Annotated in this window: 22 protein-coding genes; 16 read left to right on the top strand and 6 right to left on the bottom strand. The window is 60.7% G+C overall.

Annotated elements, in window-relative coordinates:
* Positions 1-33 precede the first annotated feature (33 nt).
* The 12 genes from gspF (at position 34) to hrpB (ending at position 12937) form a co-directional block, all read left to right on the top strand.
* Positions 34-1251: a type II secretion system inner membrane protein GspF gene (gene gspF / locus ISP18_RS15575; protein WP_380013903.1), complete on the top strand. Its 1218-nt coding sequence runs from the start codon at positions 34-36 to the stop codon at positions 1249-1251.
* 60 nt (positions 1252-1311) lie between these two features.
* On the top strand, positions 1312-1752 hold the full coding sequence (gene gspG / locus ISP18_RS15570) for a type II secretion system major pseudopilin GspG (protein ID WP_380013900.1): 441 nt from the start codon (positions 1312-1314) through the stop codon (positions 1750-1752).
* Between the two features lie 140 nt (positions 1753-1892).
* Complete coding sequence (locus tag ISP18_RS15565; RefSeq protein WP_380015869.1) at positions 1893-2336, top strand: GspH/FimT family pseudopilin; 444 nt, start codon at positions 1893-1895, stop codon at positions 2334-2336.
* Positions 2333-2743 (top strand): type IV pilus modification PilV family protein, encoded by a 411-nt coding sequence (locus tag ISP18_RS15560; protein WP_380013897.1) that lies wholly within the window; start codon positions 2333-2335, stop codon positions 2741-2743. Before ISP18_RS15565 ends, ISP18_RS15560 begins: the two co-directional genes overlap by 4 nt.
* Positions 2740-3405 carry a prepilin-type N-terminal cleavage/methylation domain-containing protein gene (locus ISP18_RS15555; RefSeq protein ID WP_380013894.1) on the top strand — a complete coding sequence of 222 codons (666 nt, stop codon included), beginning with the start codon at positions 2740-2742 and terminating at the stop codon, positions 3403-3405. Before ISP18_RS15560 ends, ISP18_RS15555 begins: the two co-directional genes overlap by 4 nt.
* The gene (locus ISP18_RS15550; RefSeq protein ID WP_380013891.1) at positions 3402-4277 is read left to right on the top strand and encodes a type II secretion system minor pseudopilin; all 876 of its coding nucleotides are present in this window, start codon (positions 3402-3404) and stop codon (positions 4275-4277) included. The genes ISP18_RS15555 and ISP18_RS15550 overlap by 4 nt, the downstream gene beginning before the upstream one ends.
* Positions 4274-5437 (top strand): PilN domain-containing protein, encoded by a 1164-nt coding sequence (locus ISP18_RS15545; RefSeq protein ID WP_380013888.1) that lies wholly within the window; start codon positions 4274-4276, stop codon positions 5435-5437. Before ISP18_RS15550 ends, ISP18_RS15545 begins: the two co-directional genes overlap by 4 nt.
* Positions 5438-5457: 20 nt before the next feature.
* Positions 5458-6105 (top strand): type II secretion system protein GspM, encoded by a 648-nt coding sequence (gene gspM, locus ISP18_RS15540; protein ID WP_380013885.1) that lies wholly within the window; start codon positions 5458-5460, stop codon positions 6103-6105.
* Complete coding sequence (locus tag ISP18_RS15535) at positions 6102-6836, top strand: hypothetical protein (protein WP_380013882.1); 735 nt, start codon at positions 6102-6104, stop codon at positions 6834-6836. The genes gspM and ISP18_RS15535 overlap by 4 nt, the downstream gene beginning before the upstream one ends.
* Positions 6837-6839: 3 nt before the next feature.
* Complete coding sequence (gspD, locus tag ISP18_RS15530; RefSeq protein ID WP_380013879.1) at positions 6840-9233, top strand: type II secretion system secretin GspD; 2394 nt, start codon at positions 6840-6842, stop codon at positions 9231-9233.
* A 679-nt stretch (positions 9234-9912) separates the two neighbouring features.
* Positions 9913-10299 (top strand): hypothetical protein, encoded by a 387-nt coding sequence (locus ISP18_RS15525; RefSeq protein WP_380013876.1) that lies wholly within the window; start codon positions 9913-9915, stop codon positions 10297-10299.
* Positions 10300-10435: 136 nt separating this feature from the next.
* A complete protein-coding gene (hrpB, locus tag ISP18_RS15520; protein WP_380013873.1) occupies positions 10436-12937 on the top strand; it encodes an ATP-dependent helicase HrpB in 2502 nt (833 codons plus the stop codon).
* 244 nt (positions 12938-13181) lie between these two features.
* On the opposite strand, the gene ISP18_RS15515 is transcribed toward hrpB, so the two are convergent.
* Positions 13182-14162: an NAD-dependent epimerase/dehydratase family protein gene (locus ISP18_RS15515; protein WP_380013870.1), complete on the bottom strand. Its 981-nt coding sequence runs from the start codon at positions 14160-14162 to the stop codon at positions 13182-13184.
* 91 nt (positions 14163-14253) lie between these two features.
* On the opposite strand from ISP18_RS15515, the gene ISP18_RS15510 reads away from it, so the two are divergent.
* The 3 genes from ISP18_RS15510 to ISP18_RS15500 all read left to right on the top strand — a co-directional run bounded on the left by ISP18_RS15510 (position 14254) and on the right by ISP18_RS15500 (position 19030).
* Complete coding sequence (locus ISP18_RS15510) at positions 14254-15207, top strand: LysR family transcriptional regulator (protein WP_380013867.1); 954 nt, start codon at positions 14254-14256, stop codon at positions 15205-15207.
* Positions 15208-15233: 26 nt separating this feature from the next.
* Positions 15234-15932 (top strand): ArsR/SmtB family transcription factor, encoded by a 699-nt coding sequence (locus ISP18_RS15505; RefSeq protein ID WP_380013864.1) that lies wholly within the window; start codon positions 15234-15236, stop codon positions 15930-15932.
* A gap of 671 nt (positions 15933-16603) precedes the next feature.
* Positions 16604-19030, top strand: coding sequence for a protease pro-enzyme activation domain-containing protein (locus tag ISP18_RS15500; protein WP_380013861.1), 2427 nt, complete (start codon positions 16604-16606; stop codon positions 19028-19030).
* A 66-nt stretch (positions 19031-19096) separates the two neighbouring features.
* Here the strand turns inward: ISP18_RS15500 and ISP18_RS15495 are convergent, their stop codons facing one another.
* A complete protein-coding gene (locus ISP18_RS15495; RefSeq protein ID WP_380013858.1) occupies positions 19097-20407 on the bottom strand; it encodes a carbohydrate porin in 1311 nt (436 codons plus the stop codon).
* A 127-nt stretch (positions 20408-20534) separates the two neighbouring features.
* Positions 20535-21257 (bottom strand): TetR/AcrR family transcriptional regulator, encoded by a 723-nt coding sequence (locus ISP18_RS15490; protein WP_380013855.1) that lies wholly within the window; start codon positions 21255-21257, stop codon positions 20535-20537.
* A gap of 122 nt (positions 21258-21379) precedes the next feature.
* On the opposite strand from ISP18_RS15490, the gene ISP18_RS15485 reads away from it, so the two are divergent.
* Complete coding sequence (locus tag ISP18_RS15485; protein WP_380013852.1) at positions 21380-22879, top strand: MDR family MFS transporter; 1500 nt, start codon at positions 21380-21382, stop codon at positions 22877-22879.
* 32 nt (positions 22880-22911) lie between these two features.
* On the opposite strand, the gene ISP18_RS15480 is transcribed toward ISP18_RS15485, so the two are convergent.
* From ISP18_RS15480 to ISP18_RS15470, 3 genes are all read right to left on the bottom strand, one after another.
* Positions 22912-23631, bottom strand: a complete 720-nt coding sequence (locus ISP18_RS15480) for a pseudouridine synthase (RefSeq protein ID WP_380013849.1) — start codon at positions 23629-23631, stop codon at positions 22912-22914.
* Between the two features lie 72 nt (positions 23632-23703).
* Entirely contained in the window at positions 23704-24486 is a 783-nt protein-coding gene (locus tag ISP18_RS15475; RefSeq protein ID WP_380013846.1) for an ABC transporter permease, read from the bottom strand.
* A complete protein-coding gene (locus ISP18_RS15470; protein ID WP_380013843.1) occupies positions 24483-25445 on the bottom strand; it encodes an ABC transporter ATP-binding protein in 963 nt (320 codons plus the stop codon). The genes ISP18_RS15475 and ISP18_RS15470 overlap by 4 nt, the downstream gene beginning before the upstream one ends.
* Positions 25446-25456: the final 11 nt, after the last annotated feature.

Raw genomic sequence — 25456 nt, 5'->3', positions numbered from 1 at the left:
TTCCCCGTTCCCCGTTCCCGGCCTCCAGCACCCATGAGCCAATTCCGCTACCGCGCCGTCAGCGCCTCCGGCGAAATCGTGCAGGGGCAGATGGAGGCGACGAGCCTTGACGAAGTGATCGTGCGCCTGCAGGACCAAGGCCACACACCGCTGGAAGCCAAGCCGGCCGATGCCGGTGGCGGCAGCGGCGGTTTAGCCGGCTTGTTCAAGCGCGGTCCTTTCAATGGCGATCAGCTGGCGCAGTTCACGCATCAGCTCGCCACATTGCTGGGTGCGGGACAACCGCTGGATCGCGCGCTCGGCATTCTGATGGACCTGCCCGAGGGCGAACACGCCAAGAAACTGATCGAACGCGTACGCGATCGTGTGCGTGGCGGCACACCGCTGTCGCAGGCGCTGGACGAAGAGCACGGCGTGTTCCCCAAGCTCTATATCGCGCTGGTGCGTGCGGGCGAAGTGGGCGGTTCACTGGAAGATACGCTGCGCCGTCTTGCCGATTATCTCGAACGCACGCAGGAGCTGCGCGGCAGCATCATCAATGCGCTGATCTATCCGGCGTTCCTGATGGTCGGCGTATTCGGTTCGCTGCTTCTGCTGCTCACCTATGTGGTACCGCAGTTCGTGCCGATCTTCCAGGACATGCAGGTGCCGATTCCCTTCATCACTCGCGCCGTGCTCGCGTTGGGCACCACGCTGCAGAATTGGTGGTGGCTGATTCTGGTGATCCTGATTGGCGGCGTGTTGGTGTGGCGCGCGCGGATGCGCGATCCAGCATTGCGACTCGCCTGGCACGAACGCCTGTTGAAGATACGCCTGGTCGGTCCGCTGGTGCTGAAAGTGGAAACCGCGCGACTCGCGCGCACGCTGGGCACGCTGGTGAAGAACGGTGTGCCGCTGCTATCCGCGCTAAGCATCGCGCGCATGGTCACGTCCAACCGTGCGCTGGACGAATCGCTGGTGCAGGCCACCGAGATGGTCAAGGGTGGTAATGGCCTGAGCCTCGCGCTGGGACAATCGCAACGCTTTCCGCGACTCGCCATCCAGATGGTGCAGGTGGGTGAGGAGGCCGGGCAGCTCGACACCATGCTGCTGAAAGTGGCCGACACCTTCGAACTGGAAAGCCGCCGCTCGATCGACCGCCTGCTGGCCGCGCTGGTACCCACGCTTACCATCGTGATGACGTTCTTTGTGGCCATCATCATGGCAGCCATTCTGCTGCCGCTGCTCAGCCTTACCAGCAACATCCAGTGATCGGCGTTGTCCGAACTACATAGCTCTTTATTTCACGCTTCGAAACGGAGAAACCAACCTATGCAGTACAGATATCCACGCACGCGGCAGTTGCGCCTCCCGCACCGCAGTGCCGGTTTCACCTTGCTGGAAATGCTGGCCGTGATCGTGCTGATCGGCATCGTCGGCGCCATCGTGGTGCGCCAGGTCGGGAGCAGCGTGGACAAGGGCAAGTACGGCGCTGGTAAGGCGCAGCTCACCACCTTGAGCCAGGCTATCGATTCCTATGCCTTGGACAACGGCTCGCCACCCGCGCAGATAACGGATCTGGTCAACAAGCCCTCCAATGCCAACAACTGGCAAGGGCCGTATGTGAAGCCCTCACAGCTCAAGGATCCGTGGGGCCATGACTTCGGCTACAAGTACCCAGGTGAGCACGGCAATTACGACCTGATTTTCTATGGGCGCGACGGTAAACCCGGTGGCGAGGGTTACGACGCGGATGTAGGGAACTGGCAGTGATGAATCGGGAACGGGGAACAGGTAACGGAGAACGAGGTGGTGCGCTGCAGCGCGCTGTCTCTTGTTCTTCCGCGCCTGTTCCGCGGGAGAGCGCAACGAATCGTATTGCCTCACGTTCCCCGCCCCCTGTTCCCCGTTCCCTGCAAGGCTTCACCCTGCTCGAAATGCTCGCCGTCATCATCCTGATCGGCATCGCGGCGGCGGCGGTGTCGATCTCGGTGGCGCATGGCCTGGCCAGCGCGCGCGTCAACGCGGCGGCCAGCGAACTTGCAGCGTCGTTACGCGCCACGCGCACGCAGGCGATCGTGCATGGCGAGCAGCGTCTATTTGAATTGGATACGCGCGCCGAAATCTATCGTGGCGCGGACAAGCGCGACGTGCGCTTGCCAAAAGGGCTTGAGTTATCGGTGACCAGCGCCGCGAGCGATCAATCTGGCGGCGAAATCGCGCGCATCCGCTTCTTTCCCGATGGCAGTTCCACGGGCGGCCGCATTACGCTGCGCAGCGGTCAGCGTGAATGGCACGTCAACGTATCCTGGCTGACCGGTGCCATCAGCATCTTCGACACGGCCAAGCACTCGTGAATGCGTCGCTCCGCCATGCACGCGGCTTCAGCCTGCTGGAGATGATCGCCGCCATCATGCTGCTGGCGATCGCCTTCGGCGCGCTGATGGAAGTGGCGGGCGGCTCGATCCGGCTTTCGCAGAATGCGTCCGACTATACACAGGCCGCTTTGTGGGCGCGTTCGAAACTCGATTCAAGTTTCGTGCTGGAAGCGGTGCAGCCCGGCATGACGCAAGGCAATTTCGACAACCGCTATCGCTGGCGCATGCAGGTCACGCCATGGGCGGTGCCGAACACTGCACCGCCGGGCACGCCGTATGCGTTTCGCATGTACAAGCTCGATCTGGATGTGATCTGGGGTTCGGCGCCATTCGAGCGCAAGGCGCATTTCAGTACGTTGCGGATTGGCGGCGGGACGGGGTCATGAAGCGCGCTGCCGGCTTCACCCTGCTCGAAGTCCTCGGCGCTATGGCGCTGCTCGCACTGCTGTTGCTCGGCGTGTACTCCGGCGTGCGTTCGGCCACACATACAGTGCAAGCGGGCTCGGTGAAAATCGAGCAGATCGACGAAGTGCGTTCCGCGCAGCAGTTTCTGCGTCGTGAACTGGCGCAGGCGATGGCGCAGTCCATGGGCATGGACAAGGACGGCAACGGCATCTTCTTCGTCGGCACGGCTGATTCGATGCGTTTCGTCGCGCCGCTGCCTGGCTACCTTGGACGCATGGGGCCGCAGCTGATCGAAGTGAAACTGGTCAAGGGTGAGCACGGCAAGCAACTGGTGGCGAGCCTTGCCGTGCTGCCACCGAATGGCAGTGCACCCAAGCCGCTGGGTGATCCGCAGGTGTTGGTGGACGACGTGATCGACGGCAGCTTCGTCTATCGCGGCGTCAACCAGCAAGGCCAGCCGATGGACTGGCAGAACGACTGGAACGCACCTGCCACCATGCCGAACCTGGTCACGATCAAGCTCGCACTCGCGCATGATCGCGCGTGGCCGATGCTGAGCGTGCCGCTGCGCGTGAATGCTGCGGCGCTACAGGGGCCGGGCAATTTGCTGCGCGGTTTGCGCGGTCCGGGAGTCGGGCCATGATGCGTACGCTTGGACGCAAGCAGCGCGGCGTCGCCCTATTGGTGGTGATGTGGGCGTGTACCTTGCTCGCCATCCTGCTCGGCGGCTACGCGATCTTGGCTCACACAGAAGGTTTGCAGGCGACTTACCAATTCCAGCAGGCGCGTGCGCACTACGCGGCTGAAGCCGGCGTGATGCGCGCGATCTACGCGCTGCAGGCGCCTAACATCAACGACCGCTGGATCGCCGATGGGCGCATGTATCCAGTGCAGTACGAACAGGCCAAGGTCGGTGTATCGATCACCGCCGAAAGCGGCAAGGTGGATCTCAATGCTTCTTCGCCCGACGTGCTGACCAGTCTGCTCCGCAATGCGGGCGTCGATGCGGTGCATGCGAGCGAGATCACGCAGGCGATCATCGATTGGCGCAGTTTTCCCATTTCGCCGCAGCAGATCGCGCAGCGCAACGCCGCTTACACCGCCGCCGGCCGCGATTACGGTCCGCGCAACGGCCCGTTCGCCAGCGTGGAAGAATTGCAGATGGTGCTGGGTATGACGCCCGAGCTGTATGCGAAAGTTGCGCCCTACGTCACGATCTGGTCAGGCCGGGCCAGTCCCGATCCAAATACAGCGCCCTTGCTTGCGCTAGCCTCGGTGCCTGGCATGGACTTGCAACATGCTGCTGCCATCATCGCCGCGCGTCCGGCGGCGGCGGGTGCCAGCACCGCGCCAGGGCTGGTCGCCAACAATGGCATCACGCATAGTATTCGTTCAGAGGCCGAGCTTGCCGATGGCACGCGCGAGATATTGCGCGTCACGGTACGCTTGCAAGGATATCGGCCCGGCTCGCAGGCTTATGCGGTGCTGCGCTGGCAGGAGGGAGAAGGGGAGTGAATTCCGCTACGCAGACACTGCGACCGCAGCTTGATCGCGCACGTCGTGCATGGCGCGGCTCGCCCCTGCCGGGCTTCTTGGCCTGGTGGTGGAGCGAACTGCGCGCCTTGCTACCGGCGCGCTGGCAGGTTTTTTTCAGCGGCGGCAACGTATGGTGCCTGCTGCACCACCAGGACGGCCAATGGTCCGTGCGGCGCAGTGGCCAGTCGCAAACGTCCGCGCCCTGGAACGATGCGCTCGATGCGCCCGAGCAGCAGGCGCTGTTGAACGCGGCGGTGGCCGATGTGGATCGCCAGGATCTTCGGCTTGCCTTGTGCCTCCCGCAAGAGGCCGTACTGCGCCGGCGTCTGCTGCTGCCCGAAGCGGCACGCGACAACCTGCGCCAGATCGGCACCTTCGAAATGGATCGGCAAACGCCCTTCCGCGTCGACCAGGTGTACTACGACCTGCGCGAAGTGCCTGGCCCAGCGCCGGCCGGCCGCATCGCCGCGGAACTGGTAGTCGCGCCGCGCGCGGCCGTGGATGCCAACCTCGAACATCTGCGCAATGCCGGCATCGCCATCGATGCGGTGGATCTGTGCGACGGCACCGCGCGCCTTGGTGTGAACCTGCTGCCGCCGGAGATGGCGCGTGCACATCGCGATCCGCGGCGCCGGCTCAATCTCGCGCTGGCGGTTGCCGCCGGGCTGTTGCTGGTGTTGTGTTTTGGGCAATACCTGCACAACCGCCAGGAAGCGCTGGCGGCCATGCAGACGCAGGTCGATGACATGCGCGCCGATGCGCAGAAGATCGGGCAGCTGCGCAAGCAGCTGGAAGAAAGCACCGGCGCGGCTGGTTTCCTGGCCAAGCGCAAGACCGATTCGGTGGCCGTCGTCGACGTGCTGCAGGACCTTACCGCACGCATTCCGGACGACACCTGGCTGGAACGCTTCACCGTCGACAGCAGCGGCCGCGTCGGCATTCAGGGTCAGAGCGCGAAGGCGTCCTCGCTGATCGACATCTTGCAGAGCAGCAAGATGCTCACCGGCGCGAATTTCCAGGGCGTGATCCAGCGCGATCCGGCCACCAACAAGGAACGCTTCTACATGGATGCGCAGTTGCGCAATCCGACGTCCGGCAAGCCTGCCTCTGCAAGCAGCACCAAGGGGGCAGCGCAATGAGCGCAGTGAAGATGAGGCCCATGAAACCGGCGGAAAGTCGCATCGCGGCGATCGGCTTGCTGCTGCTGATGTTGGTACTGGCGTATTTTCTGCTGCTGCACTGGTGGTTTGTGGCGCCATTGCGCGATGTCGACAGCCAGATGAGCGATCTGCGCGACACGCAAAGCCGTTACGCCGCCGCCATCGCCGAAAAGCCGCAGCTGCTCAAACGCATTGAAGAACTCGGCCACGCCCAGACCGACAGCAGCACTTTCCTGCCGGAGACCGATCCGAACGCCGCATCCGCCGCGCTGATGCAACGCGTCGTGGATGCGGCGGCCGCACACTCGCAGGAAGGTAGCTGCGAAGTCAGCCAGAAGATGCCGGTGAACAATCCGGGCGGCACGCCGAACGATCCGTATCAGAAAGTCGTCGTCAGCATCAGCCTGCATTGCGACATGCAGCCGCTGGTAGGACTGCTGTACACGCTCGAGAAAGGCAAGCCGTACCTGTTCGTGCAGGACTTCAGCGTGTACCGCAACCCGCTGGTGAACGCGCAGAAGAATGTCGCTCCGCTGGAAGTGCAGTTCACGCTGGCCGGTTACGTGCGCGCATCCAGTGCGCAGGGCGCGTCATCGGCGAATCTGCCGGGACCGACGACACAGGCGCCGGGAGGGGACGACGAATGAACGCCGCCGCCCAACGCCGTCTGACCCCTGTCGCTGGTGTCGTCGTGGCCGTGCTCGGCGTGGTGTTGCTCTCGCTGCTGTTCGGGGCGGGACGTGGCGTGAGCTGGGATCCGCCGCGCCCGGTGCCGCCGCTTCCGGCTGTGCACGCCGTAACGCTGCCCATGCCGCCGCCGCTGCCAAGCTATGCGCAAACCTGGGACCACCCGCTGTTCAGCGCGGATCGCAAGCCGATCGTTACCGCCGGCGGTGGCAACGAAGGCGTCAGCCTGGGCGATCTGCAACTCACCGGCATCATCCTCACATCATCGCTGCACATGGCGCTGCTCGGCCCCGTCAACAGCAAGGGCGACGACGACAAACAGGTGAGCGTACGCGAAGGCTCGATCTTGCCCGACAGCAATTGGAAGCTGGTCCAGGTATTACCACGTTCGGCCATTTTTGCTTCGCCCAGCGGGCGCACGGAACTGAAGCTGCCTGCCGGTGCTCCTATAGATCAGCAGCAGTCGGCACCGAACGCGCAGCAAGCACCGATACCGATGAATGGCCCGGAGCCAGGGCCAGGTCCAGGAACGCCCGCGCCGGGCAACGGCAGGCAGGGTGTGATGATGCAGCCCGTGCCGCCGCCACCACCGCCAGCGAACGACGCGCAGGCGGAACGATTGCAGAAACTCAGAGCTGCCATTCTTAAGCAGCGTTCCCAGCAGCAAACAGGGAATCAGGGAGAACACTGATACATGTCACACTCGCGCATGCAATCCTACTCACGCTACGGCTTGCGCATCGGCGCGATCGCGTTGGCGGTCTTCCTGAGCGGCTGCGCGGCCAACAGGCCGCTGGTGCCACCCGACAACCACGATCTGGAACGCGAAGCCGTCGCCGGCACGGAAAAGGCCGCGCCGCAACCGCAGCCGCTGAACACCAATCTCAGCAACACGCAGGCGGCACCGGCCGTGGCTAGCATCAAGCCCGGCACCGGAGAGTTCGTGCGACCGACTGGGCTTGCCACGCCACATCGTCCCGCCTCGGGCGCCGGCGCGGTCACCTTCAACTTCGAAAACCAGCCAGTGCAGGCGGTGGTGAAGGCGATCCTGGGTGATCTCCTGCACGAGAACTACACCATCGTGCCAGGCGTGCAGGGCAACATCTCCTTCTCCACTTCCGAACCGGTGGACAGCAGCCAGGCCATGCCGATCCTGGAAACGCTGCTGTCGTGGACGCACAACGCTCTGGTGAAAACCGACGGCCGCTACGTCGTGATGCCGGAGAAAGACGCCGTGGCCGGCAACGTGGCGCCGAGCCTGGGCGCGGTGGCACCGGCTGGGGGTCTGCAGGCGCGGCTGTTCCCGCTGCACTACATCGCAGCCGACCAGATGCAGAAGCTGCTGAAGCCGTTCGCGCGTGCCGATTCGATCCTGCTGGTCGACAACTCGCGTAATGTGATCGTGGTATCCGGCACACCCGACGAACTGGACAACTACAACCGCACCATCCGCACCTTCGACGTGGACTGGTTGCGCGGCATGTCGGTGGGCGTATTCAATCTGCAGCACGCCACGGTGGAAGACCTGATGCCGCAGCTCGACGGCATGTTCGGCACGAAGGGCGACACACCGCTGGCCGGCATGTTTCGCTTCATTCCGATCAAGCGTACCAACGCGCTGGTGGTGATCAGCACGCAGCCGAGCTACCTCAACGAAATCGGCGACTGGATCGCCAAGATCGATCTGGGCGGTGGCAACGAACCACAGCTCTACGTGTACGACGTGCGCAACATCGGTGCGGCAGATCTGGCGCATTATCTGGCGCAGATCTACACCGATAGCGGTGGCGGCTCCAGCGATCGCGGCGGCAGCGTCGCGCCCGGTGCGGGCGGCGCCACCACGCTCGGTGTCGGCAACAACGCCAGCGGCAACTCAAGCGGCATTGGCAGCACGGCGGGTAGTTTCGGCAGTTCTACCACCGGCTCGAACGGGCTTTCCAGCGGCCTGGGCGGCACAGGCACCACGGGCAGCAGTTCGCCGTATTCAAGCGGCGGTTTGGGCTCGTCTTCGTCGAGCACTGGCGGCATCGGCGGCACCGGTGGTGGCACGGGGGTCAGCGGCGTCGGCATGAACGGCGGCCTGGCCAATGCGCAGAACCAGGATCAGGGCTACAGCTCCAAGGACGGCAGCATCCGCATCGGCTCGGTTAGCGGCAACAACCAGTTGCTGGTGCGTGCGCGTCCGGCGCAGTGGCAGGAGATGCTCGGTGTGATCAGGCAGCTCGATACGCCACCGCTGCAGGTGCAGATCGAGACGCGCGTGTTCGAGGTGGATCTGACGGGTGACCTCGAATATGGTGTGCAATGGTATTTGCAGGGGCTGGCTGGCACCACCACCAACAGCAGTGGCGGCTATACACCGGGTAATCCCTATGCGCATCGTATGATCGCGCTTGGTGGCGGCGCTGGCACCAACTCGACCAATACGTATAACGGCCAGCCGTTCTTCTATTCCTTCCTGAGTTCGAATGGAAAATTCCAGGTAGCCGTCAACGCGCTGGAAAGCAGCGGCAATACCAAGACGCTGTCAGCTCCTTCGCTGGTCGTGCTCAACAACCAGGTGGCGCATATTCAGGTGGGTGATCAGGTGCCGGTCAACCAAACCTACTACACCGGTCTGGGTACGGGCACGGGAACTACCGTGGGTGAAGTGCAATACATCCCTACCGGCATCATTCTGGACGTGCAGCCACGCGTAAATCCGGGCGGCTTCATCTATCTCAACATCGATCAGCAGGTCAGCTCCACGGGTGCGCAGAATTCGCAGGGTAATTACACAATTTCCCAACGTCAGGTCGCCACTCAACTCGGTGTACAGAATGGTCAGACCGTTCTGCTTGGCGGCTTGATTCAACAGAAGGACACCAATTCCACCAGTGGCGTTCCGTGGCTCAGCGACATTCCCATTCTGGGCAAGCTGTTCGGTTCAACGGGTAAGAACAAGACCCGCACTGAACTAATCGTGCTGATCACCCCACGCGTGATCACCAACAGCGACGAAGCCAAGCAGGTCACCGACGAGTATCAGGAGAAGTTCGAGTCGCTGGCGCCATTGCGTGGCCGTCCAGTTCCATCGGCGACGAAGTGAGTGAATACAGAGAGGTATCTACACACTTTTCCGATGCCTCACCGTTTGCCGCTGTCATTCTCGCTCTCGCGCGCTGTCGTCCGGGAAAAGTTGTGTTCCTTGCAGAGCAACGTCGAGTGATGAATAAGCCCCTCTCCTCCGGGAGAGGGATTGAGGGTGAGGGTACTAACAGAGCGCGACGTTAACGGTCTACGCAAGCGGTGAGCGCCCCGCCCGAGCCCTCACTAGCGTCTCTGCATCACGCCATGGCACAGAACAACTGTTGCGATTCGCACCTTTTCCGACCAGCGAAATTTTCCCCGGACAGCGGTACTCTTTCGCGGGGATGACGGCAAGTTAGTAGCAAGCCCGATGGGAAAATGCGGAGGCCTGGCGCATGAACGCCTCGCCATCCCCTATCGCTATTGGCGTCTGTACTCTTCTGAGTATTTGGGGAGTTTTTTACTCACAAAAACACATCCATGCAAATATGAATATATTTTCTGTACGTCTTTTCTTTCTTTATTGTAAGAGTCATTGGTAATAACAATAACAATCTGTTTTTTTAATTAAAAAAATACGCGCAAAAAATAATATCCAGTTTCGATGCGTGTTTTTCGTGTCGAATTATGCCGTTTAAACAAATCTATATTTGATTAAGACGGCTATGGCCAAGTTAAGAAAAAAAGGACGGTGTCAAATGAAATCACTTAAAGGAAAAGTATTTCTCTGGATTGCATCTTTAGCATTTTTGGGATGCGCGCTGCCTGCTGCTGCACAACAGCAGAATTCGGTGGGTTCTCCGGATATTACACCTCAATATCAGCTTACTTCTTGCGATCTTGTGCCGCCTGATGGTTATGTTTGGGTTGCTTTAGCGAACAGGGCTTCGTGTGGAAGTGTCGGGCATCCGATGATAGCGTATGTCTTCGAAAGTTACTTTGATAAGCCTGTCGGAACAACTTTAGCTTTATGTTCGCCCAACTTCGTCCCGGCTGGATGGTATATTATTAACGAGATTTCAAATTTCAACTGCAGTAGTAACTCCGTACCAACTAAGCAATGGGTCATTACAAGGTCCCAGTAAGTTATGAAGGCGAGCTGGATCGTTGAGTCACCAATGATCCAGCTCAAATGACGAAAAATGGCCTTGCAACTTAAGGTTTTCATAATTAAGTTATTTGGATGTTACGATTTTGAATTAATGGTTTAGAATGCGGTAAATGAATGAGCCTTCTTTTCCGATCACCCCATTATTGGTTCGTATTGGCGCGTCACTGAATGAGTGCGCACGCTTGGTGCTGGAAGCCCCTCCCGGCGCAGGTAAAACCACTCAAGTGCCGCTGGCGTTGCGCAACGAAGCCTGGCTCGAAGGCAAGAAGATCGTGATGTTGGAACCGCGCCGCATCGCCGCGCGCGCAGCTGCGCAGTTCATGGCGCAGCAGCTTGGCGAGCAAGTCGGGCAGACGGTGGGTTATCGCATCCGGTTCGAATCGAGAGCCAGTGCGGCCACGCGCATTGAAGTGGTGACGGAAGGCATTCTCACACGCCTGATCCAGGACGATCCCGAACTCACCGGCATCGGTGCGATCCTGTTCGACGAATTCCACGAGCGTCACCTTGCGGGCGATCTGGGCGCCGCATTAGCGCTGGATATTCAACATACGTTGCGGCCCGATCTGCGCATCCTGGTGATGTCCGCCACGCTCGATGGCGAACGCATCGCGCAATGGCTGGATGCGCCGCGCATCAGCAGCCCCGGGCGCAGCTTTCCGGTGCGTGTCGAGTATCCACCTGCGCGCACGCAGGAAAGTGTGGAGCAGCATTTGGTGCGTGTTGCACGACAAGCGCTGGAAGAAAATGACGGCGACGTACTCGCGTTTCTCCCCGGTCGCCGCGAAATCGCGCGCGTGCAGGGCATGATGCAAGCGCTGCAGCGGGACGATCTGGAAGTGGTCGCACTGCACGGCGAACTTTCGCTGACCGAACAGCAGTTTGCGCTAGCGCCGGCGGAAGCGGGTATGCGCCGCATCGTGTTGGCCACCAACGTGGCCGAGTCCAGCGTGACGCTTCCTGGCATTCGCGCGGTGATCGACGCCGGGCTTGCTCGCGAGCCACGTTTCGATCCGAACTCCGGGTTCACGCGCCTGGAAACCGTGAACATCTCGCAGGCATCGGCCGATCAACGCACCGGTCGCGCCGGTCGCGTGGCAGAAGGCACCGCTTACCGGTTATGGCCACAGAGCCGTCGGCTGGATGCTTCGCGTACCGCGGAAATCATGCAGGCGGAATTGTCGGGGCTCGCGCTGGAATTGGCGGCGTGGGGCAGCGCGGAGCTGCCATGGCTCGATCCGCCGCCGAACGGCGCCTTGGCGCAAGCACGCGAACTGCTAATCCGCCTGGGAGCGCTCGACGCACAACAGCGCATCACCGTGTTGGGCCGTCGCATGCTGGAGCTCGGCGCCACACCACGTCTTGGCGCGGCAGCGCTGCGCGCACCGGAAACCCTGCATGCGCTGGTGGCCGATTTGCTTGCGCTGATGGAAGCGCGCTCACCGCTGCGTGGCGAGCAAGCGCGCAGCGATGACTTTCGTGTTCGTGTTGCTGCGCTGCATGTCTGGCGCGATCGGCGCAGCGCCACGGGTTTCAGCCACGGTGCGGATGCGGGCGCCTTGGCGGCGATTGAACAGGCCAGCAAAGGCTGGCGCCAGCGCTTGAGTGTGCGCAGCGCGGCCAGCGGCGTGCCGCACAGTCACGCGGTGGGCGATCTGCTGTTGCATGCCTTTCCTGATCGCATTGCGCGCCAGGATGAAAACAATCCGCTGCGCTACACGTTGGCCAACGGACGCGGCGCGCGTCTGCACGATCAGACTGCATTGCTGGGCGAACCCTGGCTGATTGCACTGGACCTGCGGCATGAAGCACGCGACAGCCTGATGCTTGCCGCGGCGCCGCTCGATCCGCGTGTGCTGGAAGAAGATTATCCCGAGCAGTTCCAGCGCGTGCGCAATGTGCGCTGGAATGAAGAGCGTGCCGCCGTGGAAGCCTTCGAGGAACGCCGCTTCGGTGCAATCGTGCTTGAGCGCCGCAGCGTTCCCGTACAACCCGAAGATGCGGTGCCGGCCTTGCTTGCGGCGGTCCGTCAACGCGGGCTCGATGCGTTGCCATGGAGCGAATCCGCTCGCCGTCTGCGCCTGCGCATGCAATCGCTGCGCGCATGGATGCCGGAACTGGCATTGCCCGACGTCTCCGATGCGCACTTGCTGGAAACCCTGGAAGACTGGCTCGGCCCGTATCTGCAGACCAAACGCAAGCTCGATGCGCTGTCGGAAGACGAACTTTCGCAGGCGCTGGCCACGATGTTCGATTACGAGCAGCGCAAGCATTTGGATGCACAGGTACCCGACAGCTTGACTGTGCCCAGTGGCCAGACACGTCGTCTCGAATACAATCCCGGCGAGCCGCCGGTGCTGGCGGTGAGACTGCAGGAGTTGTTCGGACTGGCCGATACACCGCGCGTGGCAGGCGGACGCATTCCGGTCACGCTTCATCTGCTCTCGCCCGCGGGACGTCCGATTCAGGTGACGCAGGATCTACACGGCTTCTGGGAACGCACGTATCCTGAAGTGAAAAAGGAATTGAAAGGGCGCTATCCCAAGCATCCCTGGCCGGATGATCCGTGGACGGCGACGCCGACACATCGGGCGAAACCGCGAGGGACGTGAAAGCATACGCTTTCTCTACCGCATCGTTTGGCGTATCTAATCTTGCGTTACCGTCATTCCGGCGAAGGCCGGAATCCAGTTCAAAGACGTTGTGCGAAGCACTCAACATTAAAGGTGTGGTGTCCTTCGGACGCGTATTTAGACTGGATTCCGGCCTTCGCCGGAATGACGACAAGGCGATTTTTGGCTTCAAACTAATCGTGTAGATATCCGTGCGAATAAACAGGGAAGGGGTGAGTCACCGCTATCGCAAAGCCTCTTCACGAAGCTTGCTCTTCATCCCGATACACCCAAGCCCCACCAACGCCGCACGCAACGCTTCATCCAATGGCGTATAAGGTCTTCCACCCAAAAACGCCACCAGCTTGGCATCATCAAGTTGAATCGGCGTCTTCCACAGATACCGCATCTTGCGCATCTCCCGCAGTGTTTCCACGAACGGCGCCACCAACGCCGTCAACCACCAAGGAAAATGGCGCAGGGCGATGCGCGGATCGTTGGCGACGCCGCGCACCGCATCGGCCATCGCATAACCGTCCAGCCAATAGCCACCGAAGTGGAATACATCGAAGACGGCCAAGTCATGCTCGCGTTCGAGCAGGCGGGCGATCGTTTCCGCGACGTCGGGCAGATAGGCCCATGCATGGCAATGCGCATAGTCAGCGGGATAGCGAATCGTCTTCACCGGCTTGCCGGCACTGAGCAGACCTTGCGCGAACCAATTGTTGCCTGGTTGCGGCCCGAAGAAATCGCCGCAGCGCAGGATCAGCGTGCGTACGCCGGCACGCGCTGCTTCGGCCAGGCGGCGTTCCATCTCTGCACGGATTTCGCCTTTGCGCGTATGCGGATGTTGCGGCGAGTCCTCGCGCAGCAGCGGAAATGCATCGGGGCCGAAGTTGTAGATGGTGCCGGGTAGCACGACACGCGCCCGCGCTGCCTTGGCGGCTTCGATAGTGTTATCCAGCATCGGCATCACCAGCGTGTCCCATTGGCGATAGCCGGGTGGATTCACCGCGTGCACGATCACGTCCACGCCGCTGGCGGCGGCGAGCACATCGGCAAGCTGCATGGCATCGCCCTGGATCCAGGTAATGCCGTGCTGTTCCGCGGGTAGGTGCCGTACCAAGGCGCGCACCTGCCAGCCGTGCCGCTTCAAAGCCAGGCAGGTTTCGCGGCCGATGCCGCCGTTGGCGCCGATCACCAATGCTGTTTGAGATGTACGCATGACTTCGACCTCCGTGGGAATGAGCGAAGTCTGGTCGCGGCCAGCTCAAAAGAAAATTGCCTAATGATGTTGATCTGCTATACAAATATGCATGGCTATCCAAGACCCCGGCTGGGAGTTGTACCGCTCTTTCCTCGCGGTGATGCGGGAAGGGAGCCTATCCGGCGCCGCGCGCATGCTGGGCATGACTCAGCCCAGCCTGGGGCGGCATATCCGCGAGCTGGAAGAAGTACTGGGCGTATCGCTGTTTGCCCGTTCGCCGCAGGGCTTGTCGCCCACCGACCTGGCGCACGCCTTGCTGCCACATGCCCAGGCGATGGCCTCGGCATCGGCCGCCTTGCGGCGCGCGGCGAGTACAAGGCAGGACACGATGTCCGGCGTGGTGCGTGTCGCCGCCAGCGAGGTGATCGGCGTGGAAGTTCTGCCGCCCATGCTCACGGCGTTCCGGCAGCAGCAGCCGGGCGTGGTGATCGAGTTGTCGCTGTCGAGTCAGATGGAAAACCTGCTGCGCCGTGACGCCGATATCGCCATCCGCATGGCTCGTCCCACGCAGGATGCCTTGGTGGCACGGCAGGTGGGCAAGATCGCCCTCGGCATGTACGCGCACAAGCGTTATCTGAAGGCACATGGCCAACCGGCGACGATCGCGGACCTGGCTGCCCACGCGCTGATCGGCTTTGACCATGAAACACCGTACATCCGCAGCATGCGGCCGGCAGGCTTGCCTTATGCACGCGAGCACTTCGCGCTGCGCACGGATAACGATCTGGCAGCGATGGCCGCACTGCGTTCCGGCTACGGCATCGGCATCTGCCAGGTCGGCATCGCGCAGCGCGACCCGGCCTTGATGCGCGTGCTCGCCGACAGCTTCGAGCTGCATATGGATGTCTGGGTGGTGATGCATGAGGATCTGCGTCGCAGCGTGTTGATGCGTGCGTTGTGTGACCATCTTGCCGCGGCACTGATCGACTACGTCAAGGCCGCTCCGCCGCCCAAGACGAAGCGCAACCCCTCGCGCACGCTTCGAGCGTCAACGAAACGTTGATGGCGCACGATGGCTAGACTGTGGTCATGAGTGAAGCCAGCCCCCTCAACCGTTATCAGCTGGCCGAACTCGGTGCCTTGCTGGCAGAACCGGCACGCGCGGCGATCCTGCTTGCGCTGATGGATGGCACCATGCGTCCCGCAGGTGAGCTGGCGGATATCGCGGGCGTGAGCGCCGCCACTGCCAGCGCGCATCTGAAGCGCTTGCTGGATGGCGGCTTGCTGGCCCTGCACGAACAGGGGCGCCATCGCTACTTCCGGCTGGCCAGTGACGACGTAGCGGCGTGGTTGGAATCGATGGCGCTGCCTCATGCAACGCGTGTCGCGCCAAAAACCGCTCCGCGTGATCTGACTTTATGCCGCGCGCGTACGTGTTATCGCCACCTGGCCGGACAGTTGGGCGTCGCGCTATGCGACGCATGGCTGCAACGCGGTTGGCTGCGTGCGGAAAGCGAAGGCATGTGCCTGCTTCCCGTTGCGGCGGATGCGTTAACGCAGGCTGGTTGGCAGGTGGCATCGACACAGCAGTTGTTGCATCTGCGCGGGCGCGGCTGTCTGGATTGGACCGAGCGCCGCCTGCATCTTGGCGGACCGCTTGGCGTGGCCATTACCAGCGCCATGCTCGATGCCGGCTGGTTGCGCCGCGCCCCGCGCAATCGCGCCTTGTTGCCGACGCCGGATGGACTGCGCCGGCTCGCCGAACTCGGTGTTCGCATCGATCATTGAATCGCTGTGTTAGCGGGCATTCATGCTTGTAGTCATGCCATTCACTGAAGTGTTCGAGCGTTTGCGTTTATTGGATCGTGCAAACGTGAAGCCACAGTGCACGAATAACTACTTAGTCTTGCTGCGGGCTTACGCAAATGCTCGGCGCGATCGTTCCCGTATATCGCTGAATCGACTAGTTCGGAAGATATTGCGTAATAGAGCGATCGCGTGCGTACACCGCAGTGTCCGCTCGCCAGTTCCAGTAGGGTTTGCAGCCGCACCCCAGAGTGCGTTTGATACGTTCGCTGCGCGTATAGACAAGTTCATGCGATAGAAAAAGCATATCGGTCATCGTGAATTTCGCGTGTGCATGTTTTTGCGAAGCAGTTCCACGCCGTTTGCTTGACGCAGAATTTTTCGCTGGATACTTTCGAACCTATTCGCCACAAGGAATCGAGTGGCGAATGATTCCATGACGATGCTGGATATTTGGGGACGTATCGTTCGAGCGCTGCAATCGGCACTGCCCGCAATGGGAGCTCAGGGGGAGCAGCAGCACGCCGGTGCTCGAGGAATCGCAGGCGGTCCATTGTTCCAAACGGCGTCGCGCGTGTGCGCGACTTCACTGTCATGAGGTACGCGTGACCTCATAGGGTCCGCTCGTCCTCAACATTCCTGGGGAGTGATTTATGTATAGCCGTTTTCGTTTGAAGACCCTGTTTGTTGCTTTGGGTCTGGTTGCAATCAACACCGTCTACGTCGAAGCGAAACCCCTGCCGGATGCCGGCAATATCGCTTCGGCGGCGAGTGCCGCCATGGTCGCGCTACATCCCGCGGTCAGTTTGCACAGCGGCGATCAAGTCGTGGGGCCTCTGGCGTTTTCGCATCCGATGCATGTAGTAGTTACGTTGAAGCTGCGCAACGAACAGCAGCTTGACAGTTACATCGCCAAGCCCGGCTTCAAGCCGCTGACCTCCGAGCAGTTCAATGCGCAATACGCACCCACGGCGCAGCAAGCGCAGCAGGTAGCCGACTATTTGACCAAGGCCGGCTTTACCAATGTGCAGATCGCGCCGAATCACGCTCTCGTGCAGGCCGATGGTCATGCGGATACTGCGCAGGCCGCGTTCAACACTACCTTCGTGCACGTAAAGACGCACGACGGTCGCGATGCCTTTGCCAACAATAGCCCGGTCCAGATTCCGGCTAACCTGCAAGGCAGCGTAAACGCCGTACTCGGTATGCAGAACGTGCATATCTCGCATGTTTTCGCCAAGCGACTCAATCCCAACGTGGTACATGGCAATACCGTGCATCCGCTGGCCGGGTCGGCGGTGGGCCATCAGCCGTCCGATTTCCGGACGATTTACGGCGCGAGCAGCATGGCGAACGTCGCCTCTCCCATCGTGGGTTCGGTTTCTTCAGGCAGCTTGAGCAACGTGCTGAGCGACCTACAGTCGACGTACCCGAATGTGACTGTGACGATCAAGGGACCCAACGCGGGTAGTAGTACCAGTGGCGACGGCGAATGGGATCTGGACAGCCAAGATATCCTCGCCATGACTGGTCAGACGCAGTATTACTTTTACAACGCCAACTCGCTGAGCGATTCGGATCTGCAAACCATTTACAACGACGTCGTGTCCGACAACCTGCTCAAGGCGATCGATGTATCACTGGGCGAATGCGAAACGACGGCTCAGTCGAGCGGCGCCGCGTCCTCGAACGACTCCACCTTCAAGACGGCCGTTGCGCAAGGCCAGACGTTCTTTGTTTCTTCCGGTGATTCGGGCGCGGATGAATGCGGCAACGGCGGCGTCACGCCAAGCTGGCCGGCTAGCTCGCAATACGTCACGGCTGTCGGCGGCACCGAGCTGTACACCAACAGCACCACACAATGGGCAGAAGAGACGGTGTGGAATAACCTCAGCTCGAACGAGGGTGCCACCGGCGGTAGCCCCAGCACCTTCGAGCCCATCCCGAGCTGGCAGCAGGGTGTGGCGGGCATCACCGACCAGAGCCATCGTGGCGTACCCGATATCGCCTTCGACGCCAGCCCGGTAAGCGGTGCATTGGTGACTGTGGACGGCCAGGCCAACCAGCAGATCGGTGGCACTAGCCTTGCCGCGCCACTGGCGGCCGGCATGTGGGGACTCGTGCTGCAAGCCAATGGCACCAGCCTTGGTTTTGCCGCGCCAGTGCTGTACAAAGCTGCGCAGTCGTCGTCCAGCAACTACGCCGCTGCGTTCCACGACGTAACCTCGGGCAATAACAGCGGTGAAAACGCTGCTACCGGCTGGGACTACACCACTGGCTGGGGCAGCGTGATCGTCAGCCAGTTCAGCACCCTGGCAGGCGGCGGTGGTGGCGGTACGGGTGGCAATCCTGCCGCCAGCTTCACGGACAGCGTGAGTGGTCTGACAGCGAACTTCACCAACACGTCCACGGATAGCGGTGGCACCATCAACGCATACTCGTGGACCTTCGGTGACGGCGGTACCTCGACCAGTGCCAGTCCCAGCCATACCTATACGGCTGCTGGTACGTACACCGTAACCCTGAAGGTAACCGACAACACCGGTGCAACCAACAGCGCCAGCAAGTCGGTAACGGTGAGTAGCGGCGGTGGGTCGGTGCAGGTGATCGCCAATCCGGACTTCACCAACGGTACCTCGTGGACGGCGAGCTCCGGCGTGCTCTGCAGCAGCAGTAGCAGCAGCGCGGATTACTGCACGGGCGAGAGCCCGTACACCGGCAGCTGGTTCATGTGGTTGGATGGTTATACCACCGCGCACACGGATACCTTGTCGCAGTCCGTGACCATTCCATCCGGACATACCACTGCAACGTTGGCCTATGAACTGCACATCGACACCACGCAGAGCTCCTCGACGGCGATCGACAAACTGACCGTGCAGGCGATCAGTGGCAGTACGACCACCACGCTTGCGACGTATTCCAACCTCAATGCCAATTCGGGATACACGGCCTATTCGGTGAATGTGAGCTCGCTGATCGGCAAGACCTTCACCCTGAAGTTCACCGGCACGCAGAAAGGAACAAACGGTGCCGAGACTTCGTTTGTCGTGGGTGAGGTCAAGTTGAATGCGCAGTAACGAGTGAACAGGCGTGCATGGACGCACGATGCGAAAGCAGGGCCGTCGCAACGACGGCCCTGTCACTCAGAACGCAATGCTGCTCTTCAGGCCAAGCACGAACGCGTTGCTGTTCACGGTGCTGCCGCCGGGGTGCACCACGTATTGGAGGTTCGGCCGCAGGCTTAGCCAAGATATCGGCCGCCAGTCGTAGAACACTTCTGTCGCGAATTCGCCGCGATTTTCGACAGGGATGGACGCGTCCGGATGAAGTTCGTTATAGAGACGCTCGTAGCGGACGAGATGATTGCTGCCGTGTGTGGTGCCGACAGCAACGCCAATGCGATCGTTGGCGCGCTGGAACGGGCCGTTGTAGATCGCGCCCAGCGCGATTTGCCGATCTACCGGTGATGTTCTGCTATCCGCGAACGTTGCATTGAAGAACAGGTTGAGGCCACTGCCGCCAGCTTCGCCGGTGACTTGCTGCTGGAGAGTGAGGTAGCTACCGTGACGCGAACGATCCTGCAGCGGCGCCTCGCCGGTGAGTGCGATCGGTTCGTGGTTCACGTCGTAATAGAGGTTCGCACCGCCGGCATTGTTGTACCAGCCGCCGAGCTTGTAACTGCCTGGCAGGCCGCGAAGCGTCGGGGTCCAGCCGAATTCCAGCGGAAACAACGCGCCTTTCGTGCCGCCCGGAAAGCCGAGCTTCCAGCCATTCGCACGCGCCCAGGTATCGTCGACGTAGCGCGGATTGAGCTGGTAGGCACCGAGTTTTACGTAGGTCTGATCGGTGGTGTTCCACTTCAGCCATGTCGCCCATTGGCTCACCGGCCAGTTGATCCAGTAGTCGCCTACGATATTGCCCGGCTGAGAGCCACAGAACGTGAGGTTCTGGAATTCGCAGGAGAACGTAGCAAAGTCCGAGCCAACAGGAAGGCGGCCGACGCGCCACTCGAGCTTGCCGTTGAAGAACATCTGGTCGAACGCGAAGACAGTGAGATGCCAGGTCTGGCCGCGGCCATACACTTCCTGCACCTGCTGATAATTGCCGAGGCCGGCGTCCGCGGTGAGATTGCGACCATTGCGTTCGGTGATCACGAGTTCGAACGAACTGCCTTTCCAGCCCCATAGCTTATCCAGATCCAGCTTGGTGCCGAACGCCCATTGATCGGCGTAACGCGTAAGGTGCTTCTTCCCGCCACTGACGTTGTGCGCGGCTTCGCCGGTATAGCCGAGGTCGAAAGTGATGCCCTTGTCCGCCAGGCGTGTGCGTTCGCCGCTCCAGTCACCGAAGAGATAGGGCGAACCATCGCTCGCGCAGGCGGGGAAGGCAGCTAAACCAAGCAGAGCGAAAAGCACGCAGGCAGCGGGTGCCTTTTTCGAACAGAGCAGTTCCATTGCCAATCTCCAGATGCAAAACGGAAGTTGCGAAGAGGATCGCAGCTTTCCTCCATATCACCATTCGGAGTTGTCTGAATTTTCTGTGCGTGTATGCGATGAATAGCGATGGAATCTGGACCTTGCATCACCGCTTTTTGCCGCGTGATGCAACGGGACCGATACCGTGCGACAGTATCGCCACGGCGTGTCGTGCAATGTCTTGCGGCGTGAGCTTTCGTTTGATCACACTGTTGCCCAGCGACTTGGATGCGACCAGCGGAAGCACGATCAGGCCGAACATTGACACGAACAGCAAGGAGGGCTCGATAAGCGGATTGAGCTTTCCCTCCGCCTGCCAATGCGCGATGCAATCGATGGCGTGCTGAAAATGTGCTTGCCCATGCCGTTCGACGATACGTTGTCGAAGCATGCCGTTGTCGTTGACCACTTCGTGCATCCATAAGCCCGGAAACCACGGATGCTCCGTGGCGGTTTGCATGAGACGTTCCGCCAACTGTGTAATTACCATCACCGGATCGCCAGCGTTCACGTCGAAAGCCTTGCTGAGTGCGATGCGGCGCGGCTGGATACGTTCGTCGATCAATGCATCCAGCAATTGATCACGCGAGCTGAAGTAGTAGTGCACCATCGCCGGCGTGACCCCCGCTTCGTGCGCGATAGCGGAAAGTGTGGTCTCGGCAATACCTTGCCGCGCGAACAACATCATGGCCGTATCCAGCAGCCGATTACGCTGCTCCACTGTGTTGATCGAACCGGACGGGCGGCCTGGACGGCGCGTCGCAGCCTTCTGCCGGCTGGCGGCTTTCGGAGTGCTTAGGGGAGATTTATCGGCGCGGCGTGTAGCCATTGAGGCGTCTCGTTGACTGAACTGCTCGGTGCATTATATATTAATCAAGTCATTAATTAATTTCTACCGGGTCACCCATGAGCGCCGTTTCTCCGCTCCATACCGAACGTCCCGAAAGGGATATGCAGCCATCGCACGCGCCTGCGCCGGAACGCGAGCATCCGCCCGTTCGCCTGCTGTTCTCTGCACTGCTGCTGGTGATGCTTCTGGCTGCGTTGGACCAGACCATCGTATCCACCGCTTTGCCCACCATCGTCGGCGAGCTGGGTGGTCTGGAAAGCCTTTCCTGGGTTGTTACTGCCTATCTGCTCACGTCCACCATCGTGGTGCCGTTGTACGGCAAGCTCGGCGATCTGTTTGGCCGGAAGATCGTGCTGCAGGCGGCGATTGTGTTGTTCCTGGTCGGCTCGGCGCTTTGCGGCCTGGCGCAGAACATGACGGAACTGATCCTGATGCGTGCGCTGCAAGGCCTCGGTGGCGGCGGCTTGCTGGTGGTGACCATGGCGGTGATCGGCGATGTGATTCCGCCGGCCGAGCGCGGCCGCTTCCAGGGAATGTTCGGCGCCATCTACGGGTTGGCGACTGTGGTCGGGCCGCTGCTTGGCGGCTTTCTGGTCGAACATCTGTCTTGGCGCTGGATCTTCTACATCAACTTGCCGCTTGGCGTGTTGGCGCTATTGGTGATCGGGGCGGTGTTTAGGCCGCACACCGCGCACGTCAAGCACGAGATCGACTACATGGGGGCCGCATTCCTTGCCACCGCGCTGACCTGCATCGTGCTATTCACCACGCAAGGTGGAATCATCCTGCCGTGGTCGTCAGGGCAGCTGTGGTTCACGCTGGTATTCGGTTTGGTGGCGCTGGTTGGTTTCGTCTATGAAGAAAGGCATGCGTCCGAGCCGATCATTCCGCTGGATCTGTTCAAAGACAGAACCTTTCTGCTGAGTTGCCTGATCGGTTTCATCGTCGGTATGTCCATGTTCGGCGCGATGACCTTTCTGCCGCTCTACCTGCAGGTGGTGAAGAATTCCACGCCGTCGGAAGCTGGTATGCAACTGCTGCCGATGATGGTTGGTATCACGGCAAGTTCCATTGCGAGCGGACGCATCATCAGCCGCATCGGGCGTTATCGTGTCTTTCCCATCGTGGGCACGCTGCTGGCCTTCGTCGCTATGGGCTTGCTGGGCACGCTCAGCAACGATACGCCGGTGGGTTATCTCTACGTGTACATCTGCCTTCTTGGCCTGGGGCTGGGCATGGTGATGCAGGTGCTGATTCTTGCCGTGCAGAACAGCGTGCACTTCAAGCACATCGGCGTGGCGACGTCTGGCGCGACGCTGTTCCGCTCCATTGGCGGTTCCATCGGCGTTGCCATGTTCGGTGCTCTATTCGCTAACGGCCTGCATGCGCGGTTGGAAAGCACTTTGCCGCGCGACACGATGATGCCGCACTCGATGGGGCCTGACAGCGTGCACCACCTGCCCGAAGTGGTGCGGCACATTTATCTGCAGGCTTTCGGCGGCGCGTTGCACATGATGTATGTGATTGCCGCCAGCATCATGGCGCTAGCATTTGTGCTGACCTGGTTGATGCAGGATGTGCAGCTGCGCAAGCGGCATTGACGTTGTAGGTTGGGGCTTACCCAACCTACGGCTTACCATTGCGTGCGATGGGGCAGCAGCCCTTTCAATTCCGCATCGGTCAGGTTGCGCCATTGGCCCGCTTTTAGGTGGCCGAGCTTGACGTTGATGATACGTACCCGGCGAAGCTGGGTTACGCGGTAGCCGAACTCAGCAGCCATCAAACGAATCTGCCGGTTCAGGCCCTGGGTGAGTACGATGGCGAAGCCGAATTTGGCGATCTTGCGCGTGCGGCAAGGCTTGGTCATCTGGCCATGGATACGAACACCTTTGGCCATGGCGGCGAGGAATTCATCGGTAACCGGTTTGTTCACCGCGACGAGATATTCCTTTTCGTGATGGTTTTCCGCGCGCAGAATCTCATTGACGATGTCGCCGTTGCTGGTCAACAGGATCAGCCCTTCGGAGTCCTTGTCCAGTCGTCCGATCGGGAAGATGCGTTCCTGATGGTCGACGAAATCGACGATGTTGCCGCTTACGCTTTGATCGGTGGTGCAGGTGATTCCGACCGGCTTGTTTAGCGCAATGTAGATCGCACGTTTGGTTGCTGGCGTGCTGGCAAGGATGCGGGCGCGGACGATCTCGCCATCCACGCGCACCTCGTCACCTTCTAAAGCCTTGGCGCCCGTGGTGACGACTTCACCATTGATGGTGACGCGGCCTGCCAACAGCAGTTCGTCCGCCTCGCGGCGCGAGCAGAGGCCGGCTTCGCTGATGTATTTGTTGACGCGCATGATTCGAATCGCATCGCCGCTAGTAGGTTTGGGGTTTCCCCGGATCAAGTCCGGGGCCCCCTCAACCTACTGTTACGAACGCAACCCCACGCCGCGCTTGAGCAAATTCAACGCAAACCAGGAAAGCCCGATCACGAACAGCAGCATCACGCCGAATGCCACGCCGATGTGCACGTCGCTGATGCCGAGCACGCCGAAGCGGAACGCATTGACCATGTACAAGATCGGGTTGATGCGTGAAATCGACTGCCACGGTTCACTGAGCATGTTCACCGAATAGAACACGCCACCGAGATAGGTGAGCGGGGTGAGCACGAAGGTGGGCACCAGCGCGATGTCGTCGAATTTCTTCGCGTAGATGGCATTGACGAAGCCGGCCAGCGAAAAAATCGTGGCGCCGAACAACACCGACAGCAACGTGATCAGCACGTTGGCGACGTGCAGATTCGTGAAGAACAACGCAATCACCAGCACCAGCAGGCCTACCACCAGGCCACGCGCCACGGCGCCCGTCACGTAGCCCAGCAGGATCACCCAGTTAGGCATTGGCGATACCAGCATCTCCTCTATCGAACGCTGGAACTTGGCGCCGAAGAAGGAACTGGAAATATTGCCGTAGCTGTTGGTGATGATGCTCATCATCACCAGGCCCGGCACGATGTACTGCATGTAGGTAAATTCGCCCTGGATGTTGCCGATGCGGCTGCCGATCAGCTTGCCGAAGATCACGAAATACAGCGTCATCGTGATCGCAGGCGGAATCAGCGTCTGCGTCCAGATGCGCATGATGCGCACGATTTCGCGGCGAACGAGGGTCTGCAGCGCGACGAGATTGCCGGACATATTGCCGCTCATGCCACCTTCTCCTTCGTTTCCTGGCGGCCCTGCTCTTGTCGGCCATTCTCGACGAGCCGCACGAACAGCTCCTCCAGTCGGTTGGTCTTGTTGCGCATGGAAAGCACCGTAACGCCGTACGAGGTCAGCGCGTCGAACAGCGAGTTCATCGCCTGCGTGCGCGGCATTTCGGCCTCCAACGTGTGCTCGTCGATGCGGCGGAAGATGATGCCGGGCAAGCTTGGCATCTGATCCGGCAGGTTGTTCACGTCGAACACGAAAGTTTCCACGTCCAGCTTCGACAACAGCAACTTCATCGAGGTGTTCTCCACGATGGCGCCGTGATCGATGATCGCGATGTTGCGGCAAAGTTGTTCGGCTTCTTCCAGGTAATGCGTGGTAAGGATTACCGTGGTGCCGGCTGCATTGATGCCACTGATGAACTGCCACATGGAGCGGCGGATTTCGATATCCACGCCCGCGGTGGGTTCGTCCAGAATCAGCAGGCGCGGCTCGTTCATCATCGCGCGCGCGATCATCAGGCGGCGCTTCATACCGCCGGACAGCATGCGCGCCTGGTCTTGCGCCTTCTCCCACAGGCGCAGTTCCTTCAAGTATTTCTCGGCGCGCTCGGCAGCGATCTTGCGAGGGATGCCGTAGAAGCCGGCCTCGTTCACGCAGATGTCGAACGGCTTCTCGAATTGGTTGAAGTTGATCTCCTGGGGGACCAGGCCGATCAGCTTCATCGCTTCATTGCGCTGTTTGTTCACCGACACGCCGAAGATGCGGGCGTCGCCCTCGGTGGAATTCACCAGCGAGGAAAGAATGCCGATCAGCGTGGATTTGCCGGCGCCGTTGGGGCCCAGCAGGGCGAAAAAATCGCCGGGCTGTACCGTGAGGTTGATGCCTTTGAGGGCCTGGACGCCGTTGCTGTAGGTCTTGCGCAGGTTTTCGACGACTAGCGCTGGGGTGGGGGACATGGGCTGCACCA

The sequence above is a fragment of the Dyella humi genome (assembly GCF_044904605.1).
GTDB classification, from domain to species: domain Bacteria; phylum Pseudomonadota; class Gammaproteobacteria; order Xanthomonadales; family Rhodanobacteraceae; genus Dyella_B; species Dyella_B humi.
The sequence above is the reverse complement of the archived record's forward strand: the minus strand, read 5'-3'. Positions and strand labels throughout refer to the sequence as shown.